This window comes from Vibrio sp. R15-SG3-ISO1A (assembly GCF_059833955.1).
The window spans coordinates 1-21,965 of sequence record NZ_JCBDGH010000018.1; the positions used below are offsets into that span (position 1 = coordinate 1).

At 51.1% G+C, this 21,965-nt stretch carries 15 protein-coding genes, 1 tRNA gene and 2 rRNA genes; 7 read left to right on the forward strand and 11 right to left on the reverse strand.

Going from position 1 to position 21,965, the window contains the following annotated elements:
• The 3 genes from AC6R0L_RS01750 to AC6R0L_RS01760 all read left to right on the forward strand — a co-directional run.
• Positions 1 to 1,391: ribosomal RNA gene (locus AC6R0L_RS01750) — 23S ribosomal RNA — on the forward strand; the annotation flags it as partial.
• 127 nt (positions 1,392 to 1,518) lie between these two features.
• Positions 1,519 to 1,634, forward strand: a 5S ribosomal RNA gene (gene rrf, locus AC6R0L_RS01755).
• A 162-nt stretch (positions 1,635 to 1,796) separates the two neighbouring features.
• Positions 1,797 to 1,887, forward strand: a tRNA-Ser gene (locus tag AC6R0L_RS01760).
• A 221-nt stretch (positions 1,888 to 2,108) separates the two neighbouring features.
• On the opposite strand, the gene add is transcribed toward AC6R0L_RS01760, so the two are convergent.
• From add to glnA, 6 genes are all read right to left on the reverse strand, one after another.
• Positions 2,109 to 3,113 (reverse strand): adenosine deaminase, encoded by a 1,005-nt coding sequence (gene add, locus AC6R0L_RS01765; RefSeq protein WP_487903088.1) that lies wholly within the window; start codon positions 3,111 to 3,113, stop codon positions 2,109 to 2,111.
• A 96-nt stretch (positions 3,114 to 3,209) separates the two neighbouring features.
• On the reverse strand, positions 3,210 to 5,765 hold the full coding sequence (gepA, locus tag AC6R0L_RS01770; protein WP_500628044.1) for a phosphodiesterase GepA: 2,556 nt from the start codon (positions 5,763 to 5,765) through the stop codon (positions 3,210 to 3,212).
• A 139-nt stretch (positions 5,766 to 5,904) separates the two neighbouring features.
• Positions 5,905 to 7,308 (reverse strand): nitrogen regulation protein NR(I), encoded by a 1,404-nt coding sequence (gene glnG, locus AC6R0L_RS01775; protein ID WP_334554965.1) that lies wholly within the window; start codon positions 7,306 to 7,308, stop codon positions 5,905 to 5,907.
• Between the two features lie 79 nt (positions 7,309 to 7,387).
• Positions 7,388 to 8,434, reverse strand: coding sequence for a nitrogen regulation protein NR(II) (gene glnL / locus AC6R0L_RS01780; protein ID WP_334554963.1), 1,047 nt, complete (start codon positions 8,432 to 8,434; stop codon positions 7,388 to 7,390).
• 118 nt (positions 8,435 to 8,552) lie between these two features.
• Positions 8,553 to 9,173 (reverse strand): DUF4124 domain-containing protein, encoded by a 621-nt coding sequence (locus tag AC6R0L_RS01785; protein ID WP_500628045.1) that lies wholly within the window; start codon positions 9,171 to 9,173, stop codon positions 8,553 to 8,555.
• A 142-nt stretch (positions 9,174 to 9,315) separates the two neighbouring features.
• Positions 9,316 to 10,725, reverse strand: a complete 1,410-nt coding sequence (gene glnA / locus AC6R0L_RS01790; RefSeq protein ID WP_500625619.1) for a glutamate--ammonia ligase — start codon at positions 10,723 to 10,725, stop codon at positions 9,316 to 9,318.
• A 542-nt stretch (positions 10,726 to 11,267) separates the two neighbouring features.
• Here glnA and typA point away from each other — a divergent pair.
• The gene (gene typA, locus AC6R0L_RS01795) at positions 11,268 to 13,097 is read left to right on the forward strand and encodes a translational GTPase TypA (RefSeq protein WP_487903085.1); all 1,830 of its coding nucleotides are present in this window, start codon (positions 11,268 to 11,270) and stop codon (positions 13,095 to 13,097) included.
• A 133-nt stretch (positions 13,098 to 13,230) separates the two neighbouring features.
• On the opposite strand, the gene AC6R0L_RS01800 is transcribed toward typA, so the two are convergent.
• A complete protein-coding gene (locus tag AC6R0L_RS01800) occupies positions 13,231 to 13,869 on the reverse strand; it encodes a DUF2959 domain-containing protein (protein ID WP_487903084.1) in 639 nt (212 codons plus the stop codon).
• Between the two features lie 103 nt (positions 13,870 to 13,972).
• Between AC6R0L_RS01800 and AC6R0L_RS01805 the strand changes: the two genes are divergently transcribed.
• Genes AC6R0L_RS01805 through AC6R0L_RS01815 form a run of 3 tightly spaced genes read left to right on the forward strand, consistent with a single transcriptional unit; the run spans position 13,973 to position 16,281 of the window.
• Positions 13,973 to 14,914 (forward strand): virulence factor BrkB family protein, encoded by a 942-nt coding sequence (locus AC6R0L_RS01805; protein WP_487903083.1) that lies wholly within the window; start codon positions 13,973 to 13,975, stop codon positions 14,912 to 14,914.
• Entirely contained in the window at positions 14,886 to 15,320 is a 435-nt protein-coding gene (gene dtd / locus AC6R0L_RS01810) for a D-aminoacyl-tRNA deacylase (protein WP_500625617.1), read from the forward strand. Before AC6R0L_RS01805 ends, dtd begins: the two co-directional genes overlap by 29 nt.
• A gap of 22 nt (positions 15,321 to 15,342) precedes the next feature.
• Positions 15,343 to 16,281: a bifunctional GNAT family N-acetyltransferase/hotdog fold thioesterase gene (locus tag AC6R0L_RS01815; RefSeq protein ID WP_500628046.1), complete on the forward strand. Its 939-nt coding sequence runs from the start codon at positions 15,343 to 15,345 to the stop codon at positions 16,279 to 16,281.
• 8 nt (positions 16,282 to 16,289) lie between these two features.
• Here AC6R0L_RS01815 and AC6R0L_RS01820 read toward each other — a convergent pair whose 3' ends face one another.
• The 4 genes from AC6R0L_RS01820 to hslR all read right to left on the reverse strand — a co-directional run bounded on the left by AC6R0L_RS01820 (position 16,290) and on the right by hslR (position 21,621).
• The gene (locus AC6R0L_RS01820; RefSeq protein ID WP_500628047.1) at positions 16,290 to 18,233 is read right to left on the reverse strand and encodes an AsmA family protein; all 1,944 of its coding nucleotides are present in this window, start codon (positions 18,231 to 18,233) and stop codon (positions 16,290 to 16,292) included.
• A gap of 113 nt (positions 18,234 to 18,346) precedes the next feature.
• Positions 18,347 to 19,975, reverse strand: a complete 1,629-nt coding sequence (gene pckA, locus AC6R0L_RS01825) for a phosphoenolpyruvate carboxykinase (ATP) (protein WP_487903079.1) — start codon at positions 19,973 to 19,975, stop codon at positions 18,347 to 18,349.
• Positions 19,976 to 20,313: 338 nt separating this feature from the next.
• The gene (gene hslO, locus AC6R0L_RS01830) at positions 20,314 to 21,189 is read right to left on the reverse strand and encodes an Hsp33 family molecular chaperone HslO (protein WP_500628048.1); all 876 of its coding nucleotides are present in this window, start codon (positions 21,187 to 21,189) and stop codon (positions 20,314 to 20,316) included.
• A 45-nt stretch (positions 21,190 to 21,234) separates the two neighbouring features.
• On the reverse strand, positions 21,235 to 21,621 hold the full coding sequence (gene hslR, locus AC6R0L_RS01835; RefSeq protein WP_334554939.1) for a ribosome-associated heat shock protein Hsp15: 387 nt from the start codon (positions 21,619 to 21,621) through the stop codon (positions 21,235 to 21,237).
• Positions 21,622 to 21,965: the final 344 nt, after the last annotated feature.

A 21,965-nucleotide genomic window follows, 5' to 3' on the forward strand; every position in this document is an offset into this window, starting at 1 on the left:
GAGACACGACGTCGAGCGCCCAAGGGCGTGAAGTCATTGATGCCATGCTTCCAGGAAAAGCCTCTAAGCTTCAGATAAGTTGGAATCGTACCCCAAACCGACACAGGTGGTCGGGTAGAGAATACCAAGGCGCTTGAGAGAACTCGGGTGAAGGAACTAGGCAAAATGGTACCGTAACTTCGGGAGAAGGTACGCTCTTGACGGTGAAGTCCCTTGCGGATGGAGCTATTGAGAGTCGCAGATACCAGGTGGCTGCAACTGTTTATTAAAAACACAGCACTGTGCAAAATCGTAAGATGACGTATACGGTGTGACGCCTGCCCGGTGCCGGAAGGTTAATTGATGGGGTTAGACTTCGGTCGAAGCTCTTGATCGAAGCCCCGGTAAACGGCGGCCGTAACTATAACGGTCCTAAGGTAGCGAAATTCCTTGTCGGGTAAGTTCCGACCTGCACGAATGGCGTAATGATGGCCACGCTGTCTCCACCCGAGACTCAGTGAAATTGAAATCGCTGTGAAGATGCAGTGTACCCGCGGCTAGACGGAAAGACCCCGTGAACCTTTACTACAGCTTGGCACTGAACATTGAGCCTACATGTGTAGGATAGGTGGGAGGCTTTGAAGCAGGTACGCCAGTATCTGTGGAGCCGACCTTGAAATACCACCCTTGTATGTTTGATGTTCTAACTTGGCCCCGTTATCCGGGGTGAGGACAGTGCCTGGTGGGTAGTTTGACTGGGGCGGTCTCCTCCCAAAGAGTAACGGAGGAGCACGAAGGTGGGCTAATCACGGTTGGACATCGTGAGGTTAGTGCAATGGCATAAGCCCGCTTGACTGCGAGAATGACAATTCGAGCAGGTGCGAAAGCAGGTCATAGTGATCCGGTGGTTCTGAATGGAAGGGCCATCGCTCAACGGATAAAAGGTACTCCGGGGATAACAGGCTGATACCGCCCAAGAGTTCATATCGACGGCGGTGTTTGGCACCTCGATGTCGGCTCATCACATCCTGGGGCTGAAGTCGGTCCCAAGGGTATGGCTGTTCGCCATTTAAAGTGGTACGCGAGCTGGGTTTAGAACGTCGTGAGACAGTTCGGTCCCTATCTGCCGTGGGCGTTGGAAGATTGAAGGGGGCTGCTCCTAGTACGAGAGGACCGGAGTGGACGAACCTCTGGTGTTCGGGTTGTGTCGCCAGACGCATTGCCCGGTAGCTAAGTTCGGAATCGATAACCGCTGAAAGCATCTAAGCGGGAAGCGAGCCCTGAGATGAGTCTTCCCTGATACTTTAAGTATCCTTAAGGGTTGTTCGAGACTAGAACGTTGATAGGCAGGGTGTGTAAGCGCTGTGAGGCGTTGAGCTAACCTGTACTAATTGCCCGTGAGGCTTAACCATACAACACCCAAAGGGTTTTGATGGACTCGATGAAAGAACATTGAATGTGTAAGAACGTAAACAGCTTTCCGAATTATTAAGTTCTAGGAACTAGGCACTCAGCTTCTAGGAACTTAAACAAATTTTGCTTGGCGACCATAGCGATTTGGACCCACCTGATTCCATGCCGAACTCAGAAGTGAAACGAATTAGCGCCGATGGTAGTGTGGGGCTTCCCCATGTGAGAGTAGGACATCGCCAGGCTTTGATTATAAATTGTTCCCGTAACTTGCATCTTTTGCTACTGTGATGCTCATGTGCGACTGCACATTGCGCTTCTCACACCAAAATCTGCAGCGTTACAGAAACAATTTCCTAATCAAAGCGACCTTTAAGGGTGAGTAAGACTTTGATTAGACAATTTGTGGAGAGATGGCTGAGTGGTTGAAAGCACCGGTCTTGAAAACCGGCATACGTTAATAGCGTATCTAGGGTTCAAATCCCTATCTCTCCGCCACCATTGAAAGCCTCGCTAGTGATAGCGAGGCTTTTTTCATATCTGAGCATATCTACGTTTTCAAATCTATATCTACCGACTGCGACTGTCACCATCATGTGTTTTTCGAGTCGCTGCAAACTACCTGTCCTTGACCTTTGCCCTCAAAAACGACACCCACAAATGCCAAATACAAAAAAGCCAGCACTATGGCTGGCTAGATGCGGTTGGCTAGATGCGGTCTAGACGCGTTGGGCGACTTTCTCTCTCAGGGCTTGTTTGTCGGCTTCGGACAAAAAGGCCAACTCTAAACCATTGATCTGAGCTTGACGGATTTGCTCTGCTGACAAGCCTGCTTGCGGCGCGGCGACCTCATACTCATAAGGAAGCTCGATGCCCTCAACAGCAGGGTCGTCGGTGTTGAGACAGGCTAGCACGCCATGTTCAAGGAAGGTCTTAATTGGGTGGTTGGCCAATGAATCCACGGTACTGGTTTGGATATTAGACGTCAGGCAGGACTCAATGCCAATGCGCTGCTCAGCGAGATAATCCATCAATTTCGGATCGTGGATGGCTTTTACGCCGTGGCCAATACGCGTCGCACCAAGTTGGTTAATTGCTTGCCACATGCTTTCTGCTCCCGCCGCTTCACCAGCGTGAACCGTGACGTTGAGGCCCGCATCCTTCACTTGCTTAAAGTGCTTCACGAAGCGATCACCGGGTTGGCCGAGTTCATCACCAGCGAGGTCAACGGCGACAATGTGATCTTTCTGTGTCAAAATCGCATCCAACTCTTGCTGGCAGGCATCGGTGCCAAAGGTGCGGCTCATGATCCCAATCAGATTGGCTTGAATGCCAAAATCTCGCACACCCGCTTTTACACCATCGACGACGGCTTCCACCACACCAGCCACGGGCAGTTTGTGTTTCATCGCCATGTAGTAAGGAGAGAAACGCAGTTCGGCATAGTCAATACGAGCATTCAGAGCATCTTCCACGTTTTCGTAGGCGACTCGGCGACACGCGTCGAGATCACCCAAGACCGCTACGCCCCAATCAAGCTTGGACAAAAAGGCAACCAATGAAGGCTCTGCTTCCACAATTTGCACGTGGGGGGTTAACGATGCCACATCATACGCGGGCAAGGCGACGCCAAACTTCTGGCCCAGTTCTAAAATCGTTTGAGTGCGAATATTGCCGTCAAGGTGACGGTGCAAATCGGTAAGCGGGAGATTTTTCGTTATCATTATGACGGATCCAATGGGTCTAATTTGAGCTAAGTATAAGAGTCAATGATGTGAGTGTCAGTAGGATAAGCGCGCAAAATCGACCCGATGTGCTGATTATCGCTTCATGTTAACCAGATCTGTTGGCCAATCCTGATAGGTAATCGGGCGGCTGTAGAGGAAGCCTTGACCTAATGGACAGGCGAGGGAGGTGAGCATTTTCGCTTGCTCTTGGGTCTCGATCCCTTCGGCAACCAGTTCCACTTTCATGCTCTTGGTCATGTTGACAATCGCAGCGACGATCGACGTATCGAGCTGCTCTGGGCGCATTTTGTTGACAAAGGTGCGATCGATCTTTAGACAATCGAACGGCAGCTTGTGCAAATACGCCAGTGAACTGTAACCCGTACCAAAATCATCGATGGCGATGTGGACACCAAGATCGCGAATGGCCCGCATGTTTTTGATGATCACTGGGTCATTATCGACAATACGGGACTCGGTGATTTCCAACGTCAGGTTATCGGCATCGAGTCCGGACTCATCAAGGATGCGCTTGAGTGAGGCAATCAAATCGACATTCGACAGTTGTTTGACCGACAAATTGACGTGGATATGGAAATCCTCATCCCATTTGCCTTCTTGCATCCCCTTCACCGTGTCGTTACACGCTTGACGCAAAATGGTCTCACCGATGGCGCCAATCAGTCCGCTCTCTTCAGCGATAGGGATGAACTCCATAGGAGAGATAAGCCCAGAGTCTGCGGATTGCCAACGTGCTAGCGCTTCGGCGCCGACCACCTTGCCAGTGGCTAAATCGACGATCGGTTGATAGAAAGGCAAAAACTCTTGCTTCTCCACGCCGGATTGGATCTTCGCTTGCATCAGTGTGCGTTTACGCGAAATATCCGCCATCTCAGGTTTGTAGTAACTGATGTTGGACGGCTCTTGCTTAGCGTTACTCAGGGCAATACTGCCGTTTCTTAGCCACAGGGTCATGTTGTGGCTTGGCCCTTCTTCCACAATCCCGACGGAGACATTGACCACCACATTTTCACTCGCCATGGAAAACGGCGAGGCAAACATCTGCAACACTTGGTTAGCGTAGACATTGGCAGGTTCGTTGTCGCGATGAGCGGGAATATAAATCGCAAACTCATCCCCACCGATGCGCGCCAAATAGCTGTTTTGTTCAAACCGTGTTTTCAGCCGCTCTGCAATGATCGCCAGCAGTTGATCGCCTTGCAGGTGGCCGAGGCTGTCATTGATATCACGGAATTTGTTGATCCCGACTAACAGCAGGGTCCCCTCGAGCTTTCTCAGGCTATCACAGGTATCGACCAGCCCTTCACGGCTATATAAGCGAGTCAGCGAGTCGTACAGCAGTTGCGATTTTAAGGCTTTGAAAGAGGCTTTGAGGTTGTTTGCCATTTCGTTAAACGCGAACACCAAGAGATTGGTTTCATAGATATGGCCAGGTTTAGGCATGTGGCTATCCCAATCGCCTTTGGCAAGATGCTTGGCGGCATCAGCGGTTGAGGTGATGGGTTTGACCACTTTGTTCAGAGCGATAAGGCAGACGAGGACCCCCAAGACGCTGACCAATAAACCCGTTAACCAACCGTTGCGCTGACTTTGTGCCAAATCGCCCAGTAAATCTTGCTCAGCGATGGCGACGCCGATATACCAGGTCAAACCATGCGAGTCGGTGTAGGGCGTAATGTGGTTGAAGTAACGTTGGCCATTTAGCGAAAGCGGGAAGCGATAATATTGCTGCTGCTCGAAACGTCCTTGCTGGAATAGATTGGCCTCGCTGGCGTGCAAGGCACTGGCTTTGACCACCGGATGACCACTCTCGATGGCAAGCAGGCGGTCGCCTTTTTTGCTCTGCGTGGTCCCCCAAGAAACGACGCTCCCTTCGGTGGAATGGGCGACTAAACGCTGCTCGGCATCCGTAATGTAAATAATCACGCTGTTCTTATCGCGCTGCTGACGCAAGAAGGCATTAAACGTGTCGATTTTCAGATCGGCACCCACCACGCCGACAAACTTTTCTTCAGCAAACACGGGCGTCAGTGCGGTCAGCGTGATCTCTTGCCGCTCATCGGCATTGGCGTAAATGGACGACCAGGCACCATGGTGATGGTCTGCGATTGGCGTGTACCAAGGGCGCACACGCGGGTCATAGTTATCGATGACGGAGCGAACCTCTCCAGAGACCTGTTGACCGCGATAAATCACCAGTTTGTCTAAAGTGCGGCGGTCTTTTAGCATCAAGGTCAGCCCTTGATTGGCTTCGCGGCGAAAACCGACATATTCGGCGCCTTCACCACCAAAACCAATCGCATCCAAGTTAGGGATCGAGCGATAGAGATCCGAAAAGCTGCTGCGCAGATACGCTTCGATTTGGCGCATATCATCATGACGATAGAGCTCACCAAAGCCGATGGTGTGGCTGATAGCCAGACTGGCATCAAAGGCGGGACTGAGAAAGTGATTGAGCTCTAAGGTGACGTTGTCGGTCAGTGACGAGAGCGCCTGGTCACTGACGTTCACGACCATGTCTTCATAACTGCTTTTTTGCACCGCAACAATCACACCCAGTGTGATGATAAAGATCATCACGAATGGGAGAACAACGGCAGTTCTTAGAGTGATTTGAGTGGTCGCCATAAAGTCCGGATTCTTGCGTGTGCGTTAAGTCATCTTATCGGCTTTAAAACAGTCAAGCGAGGAAAAAATCAGAGAAAAATCGAGACCTTGGATCCTTATCATGCAAAGGGTTGCATCTCGATTTTCTCTTTAAATACAATCAGTAAAGCTCTTTCAGTTTGCGGGTAAGTGTGTTGCGCCCCCAACCAAGGAGCTTTGCGGCATCCTGCTTGTGACCGTTGGTATGTTCAAGTGCTGCTTCTAAAAGTATACGTTCAAATTCAGGAAGTGCGTAAGAGAGCAGCTCAGAGTCGCCTTTGGAGAGTGCGTCTCGCGCCCAGCTCGACAGTTGCTGCTGCCAGTTTCCTTCGCCACTGCTTTGCGTCGTATGGCTGTCTTGCAGTAACTGCGTCGGCAAATCGTTGGGTAACACTTCACTGCCACTGGCCATCACGGTCAGCCAGCGACAGACGTTCTCTAGCTGGCGCACGTTACCCGGCCAATCGAGGCGGTTTAAGGTGTCTACTGTGGTCGGATGCAGTGTCTTTACGTCTACGCCCAGCTCTTCGGCGGCCAGCGCTAAGAAGTGCAGCGTCAGTTTTTCAATGTCTTGTTTGCGTTCGCGCAGTGACGGAATCTTGATGCGGATGACATTGAGGCGGTGGAACAAATCTTCGCGGAATTTGTTCTCATGAACCAGTTTCTCTAAGTTTTGATGGGTCGCCGCAACGATACGCACATCCACTTTGATTGGCGAGTGGCCGCCAACGCGATAGAACTGACCATCGGCCAAGACACGCAGCAAACGCGTCTGAATATCGAGCGGCATGTCACCAATCTCATCCAGAAACAGGGTTCCCCCATTGGCTTGCTCAAAGCGGCCTTGACGCACGTTGTTGGCGCCGGTGAACGCCCCTTTTTCATGGCCAAACAGCTCCGATTCAATCAAGTCTTTGGGAATCGCGGCCATGTTGAGGGCAATAAACGGTTTACTCGCTCGAGGGCTATGACGGTGCAGTGCGTGTGCTACCAGCTCTTTACCGGTACCGGACTCGCCATTAATCAGCACCGAAATGGACGAGCGTGATAGTCGGCCGATGGCGCGAAATACCTCTTGCATCGCCGGTGCTTCACCGATGATTTCTGGCGGGCTGTAGGTGTCATGGTCGGCGGTGGCGTGCTCACGCTTTTGCTCGTGGCTGTGCGTAATCGCACGCTCCACTAAGGTGAGGGTTTCGTCGACATCAAAGGGTTTCGGCAGGTATTCAAACGCCCCTTTTTGGTAGGCGTTGACCGCGGCATCGAGGTCAGAGTGCGCCGTCATGATGATAACAGGCAGGTCAGGTGAGGCCTCGTGAACCTGCTTGAGTAGCTGAATGCCATCGATGCCCGGCATGCGAATATCCGAGACCAACACATCGGGCGACTCGCGCTCAAGGGCCATTAAGACACTCTCAGCGTCCGCAAAAGTTTCGCATTTAATATTGGCCGACGATAAGGTCTTCTCCATTACCCAACGAATCGAGCTGTCATCATCGACTACCCAGACGTATCCTTTACTCATAACTTCCTTTCCTCACAGCATCGCCAAATGACAGTCTTTCCCTTCGCCTTTGACGTCGGGCAGCAAATAAATCTCTACCTTAAATGGGCAGATAAATCGTAAATGTGGTTCTTCCTGGCCAGCTTTCGACATCGATTTTTCCTTGATGTTGATCGATAAGGTTCTGCGCGATGGATAATCCTAGCCCCGTTCCGCCGTCTCGGCCGCTGACCATAGGGTAAAACAGCGTATCTTGCAGTTCAGATGGAATGCCGGGGCCGTTATCAATCACTTCAATGCGCGCTGCCAGTTTGCAGCGCTGGCCATGGATATTGGTTTGATGCACCGTTCTGGTGCGAATAGTGATCTTGCCATTGTCTTGCGATGACAAAATCTGTCCGGCATTACTCACGATGTTGAGCAGTGCCTGCTCAATTTGGTCGGCGTCCATCAAAATTTCCGGCAAACTTGGGTCGTAGTCGCGTTCTATCTCGATACGCTGATTGACTTCTAGATCGACCAACTGACGAACTTTTTCCAAAATGAGGTGTAAGTTTTCGAGCTGCTTTTTGCCTGGTTTCTGCGGGCCAAGCAGTCGGTCGACTAAGGCGCGCAGGCGATCCGCTTGCTCGATGATGATGTGGGTGTATTCGGTCAGTGTCGGATCGGGCAAGGTGCGCTCGAGCAACTGAGCGGCACCACGTAGGCCGCCAAGTGGGTTTTTGATCTCGTGCGCAAGGCCACGCACCAAGAGTTTAGCGGCTTGCTGCTGCGCATGCTGATTCAACTCTTGTGACAAGCGGCGCTGTTGACCGATCTTACGCATCTCAACCAGCAGCATCAGTTTCTTTTCCCAAGATATTGGGCTGACGGTAACCTCCAACATCAGCGGTTTGCCATCAACGACAAAAGTCACGTCACTGTCGGTAATGCTTTGACCACTTTGCAGAGGCTGCGACAACAAGGCGAGATCCATCGAAGCGTGCTGAACTAAATGAGAGAGTGGTTGGCCCACAATGCGTTTCATGCTCTGGGCAAAGAGTTGCTCGGCAGCAGGGTTGGCGTAGCGAACCTGAAGCGACTCGTTCATGATGAGTATCGCGGTCACTTGATGATTCAAGATGATGTCGTTTAATCCACTTTCCACTCGGTTTACCCTCTTCCGTGAACCTGAATAGTGCAATGCACAAAAATGGTGCATTGCAACACCCAAGTATGGCGCAATCCCAGAGAGAGTAAAAGCTCAAAAGCTTGATTTTATGGGCTTAGGGCGAGCTCGGCGCCGCAGCGGTACTGACTCTCTGTAGATGCACCGTAATAGGGTTGGAAGATGCAATAAGCTTGCCGTCTCTAAAGGCTTGAATAATAAAAGAGTGTGAGCCTCTGTCCACATTGGTCAAGGACCAGTTTGGTCGGTGTGTTGGCGCATCAAAGGGTTGACCGTTCATCAACAGTTGAAACTGCTCGCCAATCGCCAGTTTTCGGTTGGCTTCGCCTTGAATCGTCAAACGGCCGCTGTTGCTGCGCACGGCTTGATCGTCACTGGGTGAGATAATCGTCACTTGCAAAGGTGTATTCACTTGCAAAGAGGTAGCGGCGTGCTCCGAAGAGGCGCTTGTGGCCTCTTGGCTGCGCGCGTCTGCTTGTGCGTTTGAATGGTCTGTGCTTGGCACTGGCTCGGCGGCATCAAATTCCGGTTGGGGCGGCGGGGAGTCGACGTCAGGTAAGGTTAACGCGCTTGCCCGTTCATGACCGGGTGAATCGCTGAAGTGGCGCACCCCCTCATCATCGACCCAAGTGTAGACAGTCTGGGCGTAACAAAGCGGCAGGCTTACAAAGGATAGACTCAGTAAAGTGAACGCAGTGAAAGGGGCTAGAGGTTTCATACTTAAGCTCTCACGTTGACGGTGTGAACCCATAGTAGTCAAGAGTGGCAAAGTGCACAGATAAAAAAAGCTCGCCTGCGAGGCGAGCCTTAGAATTATGTAACGTGACGAAACGTCGCGACTAGATTTTTTATAGCGAGACTTATACTGAGTAGTAAAGTTCGAATTCTAGTGGGTGCGTTGTCATGTTCACTTTCTCTACATCTTGCGCTTTTAGGCCGATGTAAGAGTCGATGAAGTCGTCAGAGAATACGCCACCTGCTGTCAAGAACTCACGGTCTGCATCCAGCTCTTCTAGTGCGTCTTTCAGCGAGTAGGCAACAGTTGGGATTTCTGCTGCTTCTTCAGCTGGTAGGTCGTACAAGTCTTTGTCCATCGCTTCGCCTGGGTGGATCTTGTTCTTGATACCGTCAAGACCCGCCATCAGCATTGCTGCGAAACATAGGTATGGGTTCGCTGCTGGGTCACCGAAGCGGACTTCGATACGACGCGCTTTAGGGCTTGGTACCACAGGGATACGGATTGATGCAGAGCGGTTACGCGCTGAGTAAGCGAGCATAACAGGTGCTTCAAAGCCTGGGACAAGACGCTTGTACGAGTTGGTTGACGGGTTAGCAAACGCGTTGATTGCGCGAGCGTGCTTGATGATACCGCCAATGTAGTAAAGCGCAGTTTCAGATAGGCCGCCGTACTTGTCGCCAGCAAATAGGTTCACACCGTCTTTCGCTAGAGATTGGTGAACGTGCATACCGCTACCGTTGTCACCCACGAGTGGCTTAGGCATGAAGGTCGCTGTTTTACCAAATGCGTGAGCAACGTTGTGTACAACGTACTTGTAGATTTGGATTTCGTCAGCTTTGTTTGTCAATGTGTTGAAACGAGTTGCGATTTCGTTTTGACCCGCTGTCGCCACTTCGTGGTGGTGCGCTTCAACAACCAAACCCATCTCTTCCATGATCAAACACATGGCGCTACGGATGTCTTGAGAAGAGTCAACTGGCGCAACTGGGAAGTAACCGCCTTTCACACCAGGACGGTGGCCTTTGTTGCCTTCTTCGTAATCAGAACCTGTGTTCCAAGACGCTTCTACATCGTCGATTTTGTAGAATGAGCCTGACATGTCAGTCGCAAATTTTACGTCATCAAACAGGAAGAATTCTGGCTCAGGACCGATAAGCACTGTGTCAGCAATACCTGTTGAACGCATGAAGTCTTCCGCGCGTTTTGCGATAGAGCGTGGGTCGCGATCGTAGCCCTGCATGGTTGCAGGCTCTAGGATGTCACAACGAATGTTCAGAGTCGCATCTTCGGTAAATGGGTCAAGTACAGCGCTTGTTGCGTCTGGCATCATCACCATGTCTGACTCGTTGATGCCTTTCCAGCCAGCAACAGAAGAACCGTCAAACATTTTGCCTTCTTCGAAGAAGTCCGCATCAATTTGGTGAGCCGGGATAGAGATGTGTTGCTCTTTACCCTTTGTATCTGTGAAACGTAGGTCAACGAACTTAACTTCGTTCTCTTGGATCAGCGATAGAACATTTTCTACTGACATCTTGGAAAACCTCCAGTGTTGATAAAGCGTGAATGACTCGATTTGGAAAAATCCAGCATTGATTAATTCCGTGTCGCTTGATTAACCGATGCTGATCCAAACTAAGCCAAAATCATGCCAAAAAAATTAATCCATTAATTTCAATTAATTAGCGGATGGGGCTTAAGTTTGGTGCAAGTTGTTGCACCAAAATGATCTGGTAGTGCATTGTTTTGGTGCAATTTCATTTTCATGCACCAATATGACTCAAGACCGAACACCATTCAGCCTAGATTTTGCTCAATTGTCAATCCGCATTTTTCACCTAATCTGCAAGGTGCGTCGGTACGTCAGGCCGTGTTGGAATGCCGGTGAGAAAAAACGGAAAATAAAGGTGAAAAGAGCCGAAGCAGATCACATATTTCTGGGTTTTTTGCGAAAATCTGGTACATTATGGCCGTTTTTTTAATCAAGTAAGCACGCGGTTTGATAGGTAATAGGGCAATGGCCCTTATTCACCTAAGATAAACGGCGTGTTTCTCATATTCGAGTGAATCAAATCCATGGCTACTCCACAGATTGATAATTTAAGAAATATCGCGATCATCGCGCACGTTGACCACGGTAAAACCACGCTGGTTGACAAACTGCTCCAGCAATCAGGCACGCTTGAGTCTCGCGGTGAAGCGGAAGAGCGAGTCATGGACTCGAACGACATCGAGAAAGAGCGCGGCATCACCATTTTGGCGAAAAACACCGCCATCAACTGGAATGACTACCGCATCAACATCGTTGATACCCCAGGACACGCGGACTTTGGTGGTGAAGTAGAACGTATCATGTCGATGGTAGACTCAGTGCTACTGATCGTTGACGCGGTAGACGGCCCGATGCCGCAAACCCGTTTCGTAACGCAAAAAGCCTTCGCACATGGCCTAAAACCTATCGTTGTCATCAACAAGATTGACCGCCCTGGTGCTCGTCCTGATTGGGTAATGGATCAAGTGTTTGATCTATTTGACAACCTAGGCGCGACCGACGAACAGCTAGACTTTAAAGTGGTCTACGCGTCAGCACTGAACGGCTGGGCTACGCTAGAAGAAGGCGCAACAGGCGAGAACATGGAACCTCTATTCCAAACCATCGTTGATGTGGTTGATGCGCCAAATGTTGACCTTGATGGTCCACTGCAGATGCAGGTTTCTCAGCTAGACTACAGCTCTTACGTGGGTGTTATCGGTGTGGCTCGTGTGACTCGTGGTAGCGTAAAAGCGAACCAACAAGTGACGATCATCGGTGCAGACGGTAAAACGCGCAACGGTAAAGTTGGCACAGTCATGGGCTACCTTGGCCTAGAGCGTCACGAAGTGGAGCAAGCGAACGCGGGTGATATCATCGCCATCACAGGTCTGGGTGAGCTTAAAATCTCTGACACCATCTGTGCACAAAACGCAGTAGAAGCGCTACCACCACTGTCTGTTGATGAGCCAACAGTGACCATGACGTTCCAAGTCAACACGTCTCCATTCGCGGGTAAAGAAGGTAAGTTCGTGACGTCACGTAACATCCTTGAGCGTTTAGAGAAAGAACTGGTCCACAACGTAGCACTACGCGTTGAGCAAACTGACGATCCAGACAAATTCCGCGTATCAGGCCGTGGTGAGCTTCACCTCTCTATCCTGATTGAAAACATGCGTCGTGAAGGCTTTGAGCTTGCGGTATCGCGTCCTGAAGTTATCATCAAAGAAGAGAATGGTCAGCTATTGGAACCATTCGAGACGGTAACGATCGACGTGATGGAAGAGCACCAAGGCGGCATCATGGAGAACATCGGCCTACGTAAAGGTGAGCTAAAAGACATGTCTCCAGACGGTAAAGGCCGCGTTCGTATGGACTTCGAAATGCCATCTCGTGGTCTGATTGGTTTCCAAACCGAATTCATGACGCTAACGTCGGGTTCTGGTCTTCTTTACCATACGTTTGATCGCTACGCGCCACACAAAGGCGGTAACATCGGTCAACGTGTCAACGGTGTACTGATTGCTAACGCTATGGGTAAAGCGCTGACTAACGCGCTGTTCAACCTTCAAGAGCGTGGTCGCCTATTTATCGGTCACGGTGTGGAAGTGTACGAAGGCATGGTGATTGGTATTCACAGCCGTGACAACGACCTAACCGTTAACGCACTGAAAGGTAAGCAGCTTACCAACGTTCGTGCATCGGGTACCGATGACGCGCAGGTGCTTACACCGCCAATCAAGATGACGCTTGAGCAAGCGCTAGAGTTCATCGATGATGACGAGCTAGTCGAAGTAACGCCGGAAAGCATCCGTATTCGTAAGAAATTCCTAACGGAAAGCGACCGTAAGCGTGCGTCTCGCGCAGCGAAGTAATCGCCTTAAAGCATAACGTATTTAATGAGCCCCGAGTCTAAGACTCGGGGCTTTTTTTCGTTTTGGGGAGATGCCCCGGGGACGAGATGTCCTGGAGCTAAATATCGTTTGGAGAGAAAGACCGAATAGGGCTCTATTGCTGCAAAGTTTGCAAGAACTTATCGGATTCGCTGATCGCCTCGTTCATTTGCGCGATGGCAAACTGAATCTCTTTCTCTAGGTTGGTAAATTCACCCTGCAATGAACCGATCGCGCTAGCGTTGAGGTTGTGTTTGAGATAGAGCGTATTGTCACGCAGCGTGTTGAGCACTGGGGTCATCTTACTTTCTGCGCGCTTCATCGCTTTGAGCATGGTTTGGTAAGAGGCTTTGGTCTCACGCAGCTTTTTTTCGCTAGAGCGGCGCAGCGTCGCGCTGGTGTAGAGATCCAGCTCCTCTTGCCACTCATCAAACAGCGCCTCGGAAACATCTTCAATCGCGGCAATGCGCGCGGCTACCTCTTCTGCCGCCTCCTCACTGGCTTGGTACTTGTCGTTGATTTGCTCGTAGACGCTTTCCAGCTCACCGCCATCAAACTGCGTCAGTACCGAGAGCGCTTCAAGCGCACTGCTGAACTCTTGCTGCGCCTCTTGCTGTGACGTTTTGGCGTCTTCAACCCGATCGATCATGATATCGCGTTTGTGATAGCCTACTTGCTCCATCGCTGAATAGTAGGTGGATTGACAGCCAACCAAGGTCAGCAGAGAGAGCATAAGGGTGAGTAGCTGCGGCATAGTGAATTCCTTTTCTGACCGAACACGCGTGTGAGAAGTTTGGCTTATTGCCCCACGGCGCGCACGTTTAGGTTTATACTGTTAATCCTGATAAAGTCATAGGATGACTGAGGAAACAAGGAGATACAAGTTGAAATTGGAGCCTGTCATCAAGCTGGCTGCGCTGTTTGTGCGCTACCTCGCTGCGCGCATTGACCACGACCGCGTCAGTGTGAATGCGGGGTATTTGGCCTACATTACGCTGCTGTCGATCGTGCCCATGTTGACGGTGCTGCTGTCCATTTTGTCCTCGTTTGCGGTATTTGAGAACGCAGGCGAGGTGATTCAAGACTTTGTCATTACCCATTTTGTCCCTGCGGCGGGCGATGCGGTGAAAAACGCGCTGCTGCAATTTGTCACCAATACGGGCAAGATGACGGCGATCGGCAGTGCGTTCTTATTTGTCGCTGCGCTGATGCTGATCTCCAACATCGATAAGAATCTCAATTACATCTGGAGGGTGCGCAAAAAGCGCCGTTTGGTGTTCTCCTTTTCGATGTACTGGATGGTGCTCACACTCGGCCCTATCCTAGTTGGGGCAAGTATCGCCGCGACCTCTTACGTCACCTCGCTAAAAATTCTTGAGCATGAAACCTTGTCGAGTATCTACACCTTGATGCTGCGCTGGTTGCCGTTTTTGTTGTCCTTTTTCGCCTTTATTGGTCTTTATATGTTGGTGCCCAATAAAAAGGTCCGTTTTACCCATGCGGTGATCGGTGCGATTGTTGCGGCGCTGCTGTTTGAGGCGAGCAAAAAAGGCTTTGCCCTCTACATTACTCAGTTTCCTTCCTATCAGTTAATTTATGGCGCGCTGGCCGCGATTCCGATTTTGTTCGTTTGGGTCTATTTGTGCTGGCTGATTGTGTTGATTGGCGCAGAAGTGACCGCTTCTCTTGGTGAGCGGGAGAAGTGGAGCCAGACGTTAGCCGTGGTACACTCACGCCCAGATGAGACCGCACAACAAGAAGGAAAAGAGAGTGATAGCGCTGATTCAAAGAGTGAGTGAAGCGGCCGTTCGCGTCGATGGCGATGTCGTGGGTGAGATTGAACATGGCTTATTGGTCCTGCTTGGGGTCGAAAAAGACGACGACGAAGCCAAAGCCAAGCGCTTGATGGAGCGCGTCACCGCTTATCGCGTGTTCAGCGATGAGGAAGGGAAAATGAACCTCAACGTGCAGCAAGTGGGCGGTAAGCTGTTGGTCGTCTCGCAGTTCACCTTACCCGCAGACACCAAAAAGGGCACGCGAGCGGGCTTTTCTCGCGGCGCGGCGCCACAGGATGCCGAGCGCCTCTATAATTATTTCTCCGATCTGTGTGAGCAAGTACTGCCCACAGAGCGAGGACGCTTTGCCGCAGATATGAAAGTCTCTTTGGTCAACGATGGCCCTGTGACCTTCTGGCTCCAAGCGTAAATACACAGACACAAGGATAGATATGTTTAAGCTAATTACGCCAAAGACGGACAACCAGCTCAACAAGTATTACCATTTTCGTTGGCAAATGCTCAGAGAGCCGTGGCGGATGCCAATCGGCTCTGAGCGCGATGAGTTTGATCCGCTGAGCCACCATCGTATGATTGTTGATGGCCGTGGCCGACCGATGGCGATTGGGCGCTTATACATTACCTCAGACAACGAAGGTCAGATCCGCTTTATGGCGGTCAAAGGCAATCGTCGCAGCAAGGGTATGGGGTCACTGGTGTTGGTCGCGCTCGAGTCGCTTGCTCGTCAAGAAGGCGCCAAGCGCTTGGTGTGTAACGCCCGTGAGGACGCGATCGATTTCTATGAGAAAAACGGCTTTGAGCGCCGTGGTGAGTTGACGGATGAACGTGGCCCCGTGCGCCATCAGCAAATGGTCAAGCCGCTCGATCCCATGGCAAATGTTCTGCGTAAACCCGAATGGTGCACTGAGCTGCAAGAGCGCTGGGAGCATCAAATCCCGATCAGCGACAAAATGGGCATTAAGATCAACCAGTACACGGGCTATCAATTTGAGTGTGTCTCTCAGCTCAATCCTAACCTCAACCCGCACAACACCTTGTTTGCAGGCTCCGCCTTTACATTGGCCACTCTCACTGGATGGGGCATGACTTGGCTGTTGATGAAAGAGCGCAACTTGCACGGTGACATCGTGCTCGCTGACAGCCAAATTCGCTATCGCCACCCTGTGGTACAAAACCCGGTGGCGTCGACCTCCCTGGATGGCATCAGCGGCGATTTGGACCGCTTAGCGCAAGGGCGCAAAGCGCGCATCGTCATCCATGTCACCATCTACAGTGGCGATGTGGCGGCGGTGGAGTTTATTGGTACCTACATGCTGCTGCCTGATTACCGCACTATGCTTGGCGAAGCCGGGCGCGAACTGGCCGTTTAACCCGCTGCTTAAGGGCAGCGGTCGAAGATCTGAGTAGTCTGACTGAACACTTCTGACCAAAGGTGCTGACAGCCAGATTCGCTTTTAATCAGCAAGGTGGCAAAGCGTGGTTTGGTCAAATCGATGTGGCCGGCAATACTGGGCGCGTCAAACGGCGCGCTCAGTTCAATGCGGCCGCGATCAACGTGGCTGACGAGCGGCTCACTGGGCAACGCGAGTTGATACTGCTGCTCACCATCACTGCTGTGCGCTTCCAAGTTGGCTTGATGCATGGCCAATGTCACTTTGCCCGACACGCTGTGCGCCAGCATGTTGTAATCACCCGCTAATCCTGACAGCTCGGCGCTGAGTTCGGCAAATCCGCTCAAGGTAAAGGGCAGCCAGCGCAAAAGCCAGCTTTGCTCTAGCGGCAGGCCATCGCCGTGCAAAGTGAGCGACCAAGGACGGCTGATGGTGCGTCTATCGAGGTGGCCGCTCGCATCAATATAACCCGTGGCCAACGGAGCAAAAAAGCGATCCAGATAGACGATACCTTGCTCCACGCGCGCATTGAGCACCGCTTGCGTCGTCAGCAGCTTGTCGTAACTGGCGTTGTTGGCGCTTACTTCCAGCTCTCCCGCAAAGAGTCCAAGCTGGTGGTCTTGAATCAAGGTCAGCCCTTTGCCTCGAACATTGAGGCCACTGAGCTGCCAATAGGGCGCTTTTTCGATTTGGATGACTTGGCCATTGTTGATGTGCAATTGTTCGATAGAGAGCGTGTCGAGGGTGGAGTGCGAACGCTCAAACCCGTTCAGCAGGCTTTGTGTATCCTCCAACCATTTGATGTTATTGAGTTTGACCTCATCGAGCGCCACGTGCGTTGGGCTGACCTTACCGCGCAGCTGCACCCGCCCCTGTTTGAAATCCGCATCCCACTCCTGAACATTGAGCTCACCTTGACTGAAGGTGATTTTGGTCAGTGGCGAGAGCAATGCCAGCTCGCCATTGTGGATACGATCGGCGCTAAGCGATAGGTAGCCATTGTCTTGTTGCCACAGCGATTGGGTGAGGTCTAGGTTTTCCAGCGAGGCATCGAGATTGTCCAATTGCCAATCTTGATAGCGCAAAGTTGCGCCAAGAATATCTAAGCTGTTGATGTGAACAATCGGCAGCGTCACCGCGGCGAGACTGCGGCGCAGGCGCTCAATGTTGAGCGGCTGATTTTGGTTTGGATGGGTTAACGTCACATTGACCAGTGACCAGCCGTGCGGATATTGCTCCGCTTGGCCTGAGAGCTGCGCGTTATTCCAGTCAAACGAGGCACCATAGACGGTGCTGTTTTGTGCGCGATAGCGACCATCAATCAGTAGGTTATTCAACGCTTCGCCGTGAATGTAGAGCTGCTTCGCCGCCAGTTGAATGTCGCCGAATGGCACTGTTTGCGTATCGGATTGCCAACTTGGCGCCTGAATTTGCAGATCCACATCGCGCGCTGACCAGTGGGCGCCGCTCAAATCGACATGCTTCAACGCCAGTTGCTGGGTATGAATGGGCAGAGGAGAACGCGCAGCATCGCCAAGCGGGTTCAACCAATCGCGCAGTTGTGTGACATCCAAGCGAGCTTCTTCTATCAAAACGGAGTCGAAGGCGAGTTTGCTCTCCTTCCACGGCCACTGGCTGAGCCACAGAGTCAGTTTGGGCACCTGGAGCGTGGGGAGGTTATGGTCTGCATCGCTAGAGAGGGAATCGGGCTTTCCAGCGGCAAGGCGCAGGGAGACTTGCTCCATTTCAAACTGGTAAGGCGCTGTGTAACGCAGTGACGCAATCTCGATCTGATACGGCGTTAAGGACTCAAGCAGTTGCTTGACCACTTGCGGCGCTTTGTCCGTGTGCAACGCAGCAAACAGCGCACCGATAGCCATCATCGCCATCAGTAATATTGAGATCATTAACCACTTGAGTGTTTTCTTCACAGTCGAGTCCGTTGGGGTCACCTTGTGTTTAGAGTGAAACATTTTGCTTCAACAGGCAATCAAAAAGCCCCTCAAATGAGGGGCTTGGCGACAGTTAACGGTGAAGGGTCACGTTATTTGAGTTGTGGCCCTGCCGCAACCAGTGATTGACCTTCGGCGTTGTCGGTGTACTTATCAAAGTTGTTGATAAAGCGCTCGGCCAAATCGTTGGCTTTGCTTTCCCACTGCAATGGATCAACGTAGGTATCACGGGGATCCAAAATAGCAGGGTCGACACCCGGTAGAGAGGTCGGCACTTCGAGGTTGAAGATTGGAATGTGCTTCGTTTCTGCCTGTTCAATCGAGCCATCTAAAATGGCGTCGATGATGCCGCGCGTATCTTGGATAGAGATACGTTTGCCACTGCCATTCCAGCCGGTATTGACGAGGTAGGCTTCAGCACCCGCCGCTTCCATACGTTTGACCAACACTTCTGCATACTTGGTTGGGTGAAGCGTGAGGAACGCAGCACCAAAACAGGCAGAGAAGGTCGGCGTTGGCTCGGTAATGCCACGCTCTGTACCTGCAAGTTTGGCGGTAAAGCCAGACAAGAAGTGGTACTTGGTTTGCTCCGGCGTCAATTTAGACACAGGAGGCAGCACGCCGAAGGCATCCGCAGAGAGGAAGATCACTTTGTTCGCATGACCACCCTTAGACACCGGTTTAACGATGTTGTCGATGTGCTCGATAGGGTAGGAAACGCGTGTGTTTTCAGTCTTCGAACCGTCATCAAAATCGATGGAGCCGTCATTGCGTACCGTGACATTTTCCAACAAGGCATCACGACGGATGGCGTGGTAAATATCTGGCTCGGCTTCTTTCGATAGTTTGATGGTTTTGGCGTAGCAGCCGCCTTCGAAGTTGAACACGCCATCGTCATCCCAGCCGTGCTCGTCGTCACCGATCAGGGCACGTTTTGGATCGGTGGATAGTGTGGTTTTACCTGTACCAGAGAGACCAAAGAAAATCGCCACATCGCCTTCTTTACCCATATTGGCACTGCAGTGCATAGACGCGATGCCTTTCAATGGTAAGAAGTAGTTCATCATGGCGAACATGCCTTTCTTCATTTCACCGCCGTACCAGGTACCGCCGATCAACTGCATGCGCTCGGTGAGGTTGAACACGGTGAAGTTCTCTGAGTTGAGGCCGTGCTCTTGCCATTTATCGTTGGTGCACTTCGCGCCGTTCATGACGACAAAGTCGGGCTCAAACGTTGCCAACTCTTCTTCGCTTGGGCGAATGAACATGTTCTTCACGAAATGGGCTTGCCACGCCACTTCAGTGATGACGCGAATACTGAGGCGCGTATCAGGGTTGGCGCCGCAGTAGCCATCAATCACAAACACGCGTTTGCCAGATAGCTGATGGGTGACCAAGGCTTTGAGATCGTTCCAGACTGCTTGATCGATAGGTTTGTTGTCGTTTTTCACCGCGTCGGATGTCCACCACATGTGCTCTTCGGTGGTGGCGTCTTTCACGATGTATTTATCTTTTGGTGAGCGGCCGGTAAAAATCCCGGTATCAACAGCGACTGCGCCGAGTTCGGTGACTACGCCTTTTTCGTAGCCTTCCAGATCCGCGCGAGTTTCTTCTGCGAACAACATTTCGTAACTGGGGTTGCGTACCACCTCTTTTACGTTGTGAAGTCCGTGCTTGGTAAGATCAAGTGTTGCAGCCTTTGTATGTTCCATAACGGTCATAGGTGCTCCTTATAGGAATATTTTTGTAGGGATTTTGTAAGTATTTTTTTATTTATCTGCTCACCATGCTAGCAATGGGCTTGCTCGAAAACAGGGATATAGTTCAAAGATTAACCGTAATTTTCGTGGGGTTTTAAGCGACTCATCACATATTGGCGCGATCAGTGTATCGTGTGCGCAAAGCATTGCGCTAGAGCGTAAGGGATTATTAATTGCTTAAAATTAAGAGGTTAGTTTATTACGGCTGAAGCGAGTGATTACGGCCATTGGATCACAAAAAGGCCGACATAGAGTCGGCCTTTTGATAGAAAAATTACACGCTTGCTGCGTTATGAAAATTAATGCAGCGTGGAATTGCCATTTGAGGCTTGTGAGAACAGTTCGGCGACTTCGAATTCATCAAACGAATAATTCGTGCCGCAGTAATCACAATGTAAAGAAATTGAACCGGCTTCGGCCAAAATGTCGTTTACTTCCGCACGGTCGAGCGTAATGATCGCCGCGCCGCTGCGTTCACGCGAGCAGCCACAATGGAACGCAACAGGTTGCGGTTCAAACAGGCGGACTTTCTCTTGGTTGTATAGACGGTAAAGCAACTCATTGGCTTCAAGTGAGAACAACTCTTCATCTTTGACGGTATTGGTGAGCTGCTCTAAGTGCTCAAAGTCATCGGCGCTGCCGGTGCCATCGGGCATCACTTGGATCAACATGCCAGCGGCTTTCGGCGTCCCTTCATATTCACCGGTGCGAATCCATAGGCGCGTTTTCAACTGCTCAGAGTTAGCAAAGTAGCCTTCGAGGATTTCGGCTAAGGTGTCGCCTTCCAGCGCAACGATGCCTTGGTAACGTTCGCCTTGTTTCGGATCGATGGTGATCACCAAGTAGCCTTTACCCATCATATCGTGGATGCTGGCATCATCGGCAATGTCGCCCTCAAAGCGCGCCACACCGCGGATTTTCTGTTTGTTGTCACCGTTAATCACCGCGAGAGAGACCGGGCCATCCCCTTGCAGTTGCAGCGTGATGGACCCTTCAAACTTCAGCGTAGCGGTGAGAAGAGTGGTTGATACAAGCAGCTCACCCAGTAGCTTTTGAATAGCGACCGGGTATTCCTTGCTGGAAATGATGCGTTGGTAGGCTTCGTCCAGTTGTACCAACTCGCCACGTACTGATAGATCTTCAAATAAGTAGCGATTCAAAACATTGCTTGCCATGTGGCGATTCCTCGTAAATTTTTGCCTTGCTGGTGCGGGTAGACATTATTGATGTTTAAATTTGATGATGTCGCGACGCTGCTTTTTATCCGGGCGACGATCTGGGCTTGGGTTGTGAGCATGAAGCTTACGACGCAAGGCATTGTCTTCGCGCTTGGCGATACTTTCTGTGGTTTCACTATATAGGGTTTGCGCTTCAGGGGCGCCGCGGCGTTGATCGGAAATCTTCTCGATCACCACGGTTTTCTCTTCCGTACCTTGGCGCAGAGTGATGACAGCGCCAAGCTCCACCGCTTTACTCGGTTTACTGCGCTGGCCATTATAGTGAACTTTGCCACCATCGACCATGTTTCGTGCAATCGAGCGTGTTTTGTAAAATCGAGCCGCCCAGAGCCATTTATCCAGCCTGACGACATCTGTTTGGGAACCCATTGTGGTTTTTACTCTCTAATAAGCGTGCATGAACGTCATCGTCTCTTTCTTGGCTCTGTATTGAGATGAAAGAGGTGAAAAAGGCGACCTCATATACGAAAAACATCGAAGTGGGATGCCGATGACCTGGTCACGGCATAACCGATTCGTTAACAATGGTGATGGAGATCCGATTTTTCAAGCAAATCGGCAAATTTTCGTTCGTTAACAGCGCGCCCAGTGGCATTGATAGTGAGCTCATAGCAAACTTTGATACAATGAGAACAGTGTTAACTCCCTGCACAGAGAGTCGTTTTTCCCGAATATCAGGACTCCCAGGTGCAGACAATAAGGAAATTGAGTGG

Excerpts from the sequence above, each read along its gene's own strand:
- add (WP_487903088.1), bottom strand. The coding sequence starts at position 3,113 with ATGATAACGAAAAATCTCCCGCTTACCGATTTGCACCGTCACCTTGAC.
- gepA (WP_500628044.1), bottom strand. The coding sequence starts at position 5,765 with ATGGCGACCACTCAAATCACTCTAAGAACTGCCGTTGTTCTCCCATTC.
- glnG (WP_334554965.1), bottom strand. The coding sequence starts at position 7,308 with ATGAGTAAAGGATACGTCTGGGTAGTCGATGATGACAGCTCGATTCGT.
- AC6R0L_RS01785 (WP_500628045.1), bottom strand. The coding sequence starts at position 9,173 with ATGAAACCTCTAGCCCCTTTCACTGCGTTCACTTTACTGAGTCTATCC.
- glnA (WP_500625619.1), bottom strand. The coding sequence starts at position 10,725 with ATGTCAGTAGAAAATGTTCTATCGCTGATCCAAGAGAACGAAGTTAAG.
- typA (WP_487903085.1), top strand. The coding sequence starts at position 11,268 with ATGGCTACTCCACAGATTGATAATTTAAGAAATATCGCGATCATCGCG.
- AC6R0L_RS01800 (WP_487903084.1), bottom strand. The coding sequence starts at position 13,869 with ATGCCGCAGCTACTCACCCTTATGCTCTCTCTGCTGACCTTGGTTGGC.
- AC6R0L_RS01805 (WP_487903083.1), top strand. The coding sequence starts at position 13,973 with ATGACTGAGGAAACAAGGAGATACAAGTTGAAATTGGAGCCTGTCATC.
- AC6R0L_RS01815 (WP_500628046.1), top strand. The coding sequence starts at position 15,343 with ATGTTTAAGCTAATTACGCCAAAGACGGACAACCAGCTCAACAAGTAT.
- pckA (WP_487903079.1), bottom strand. The coding sequence starts at position 19,975 with ATGACCGTTATGGAACATACAAAGGCTGCAACACTTGATCTTACCAAG.
- hslO (WP_500628048.1), bottom strand. The coding sequence starts at position 21,189 with ATGGCAAGCAATGTTTTGAATCGCTACTTATTTGAAGATCTATCAGTA.
- hslR (WP_334554939.1), bottom strand. The coding sequence starts at position 21,621 with ATGGGTTCCCAAACAGATGTCGTCAGGCTGGATAAATGGCTCTGGGCG.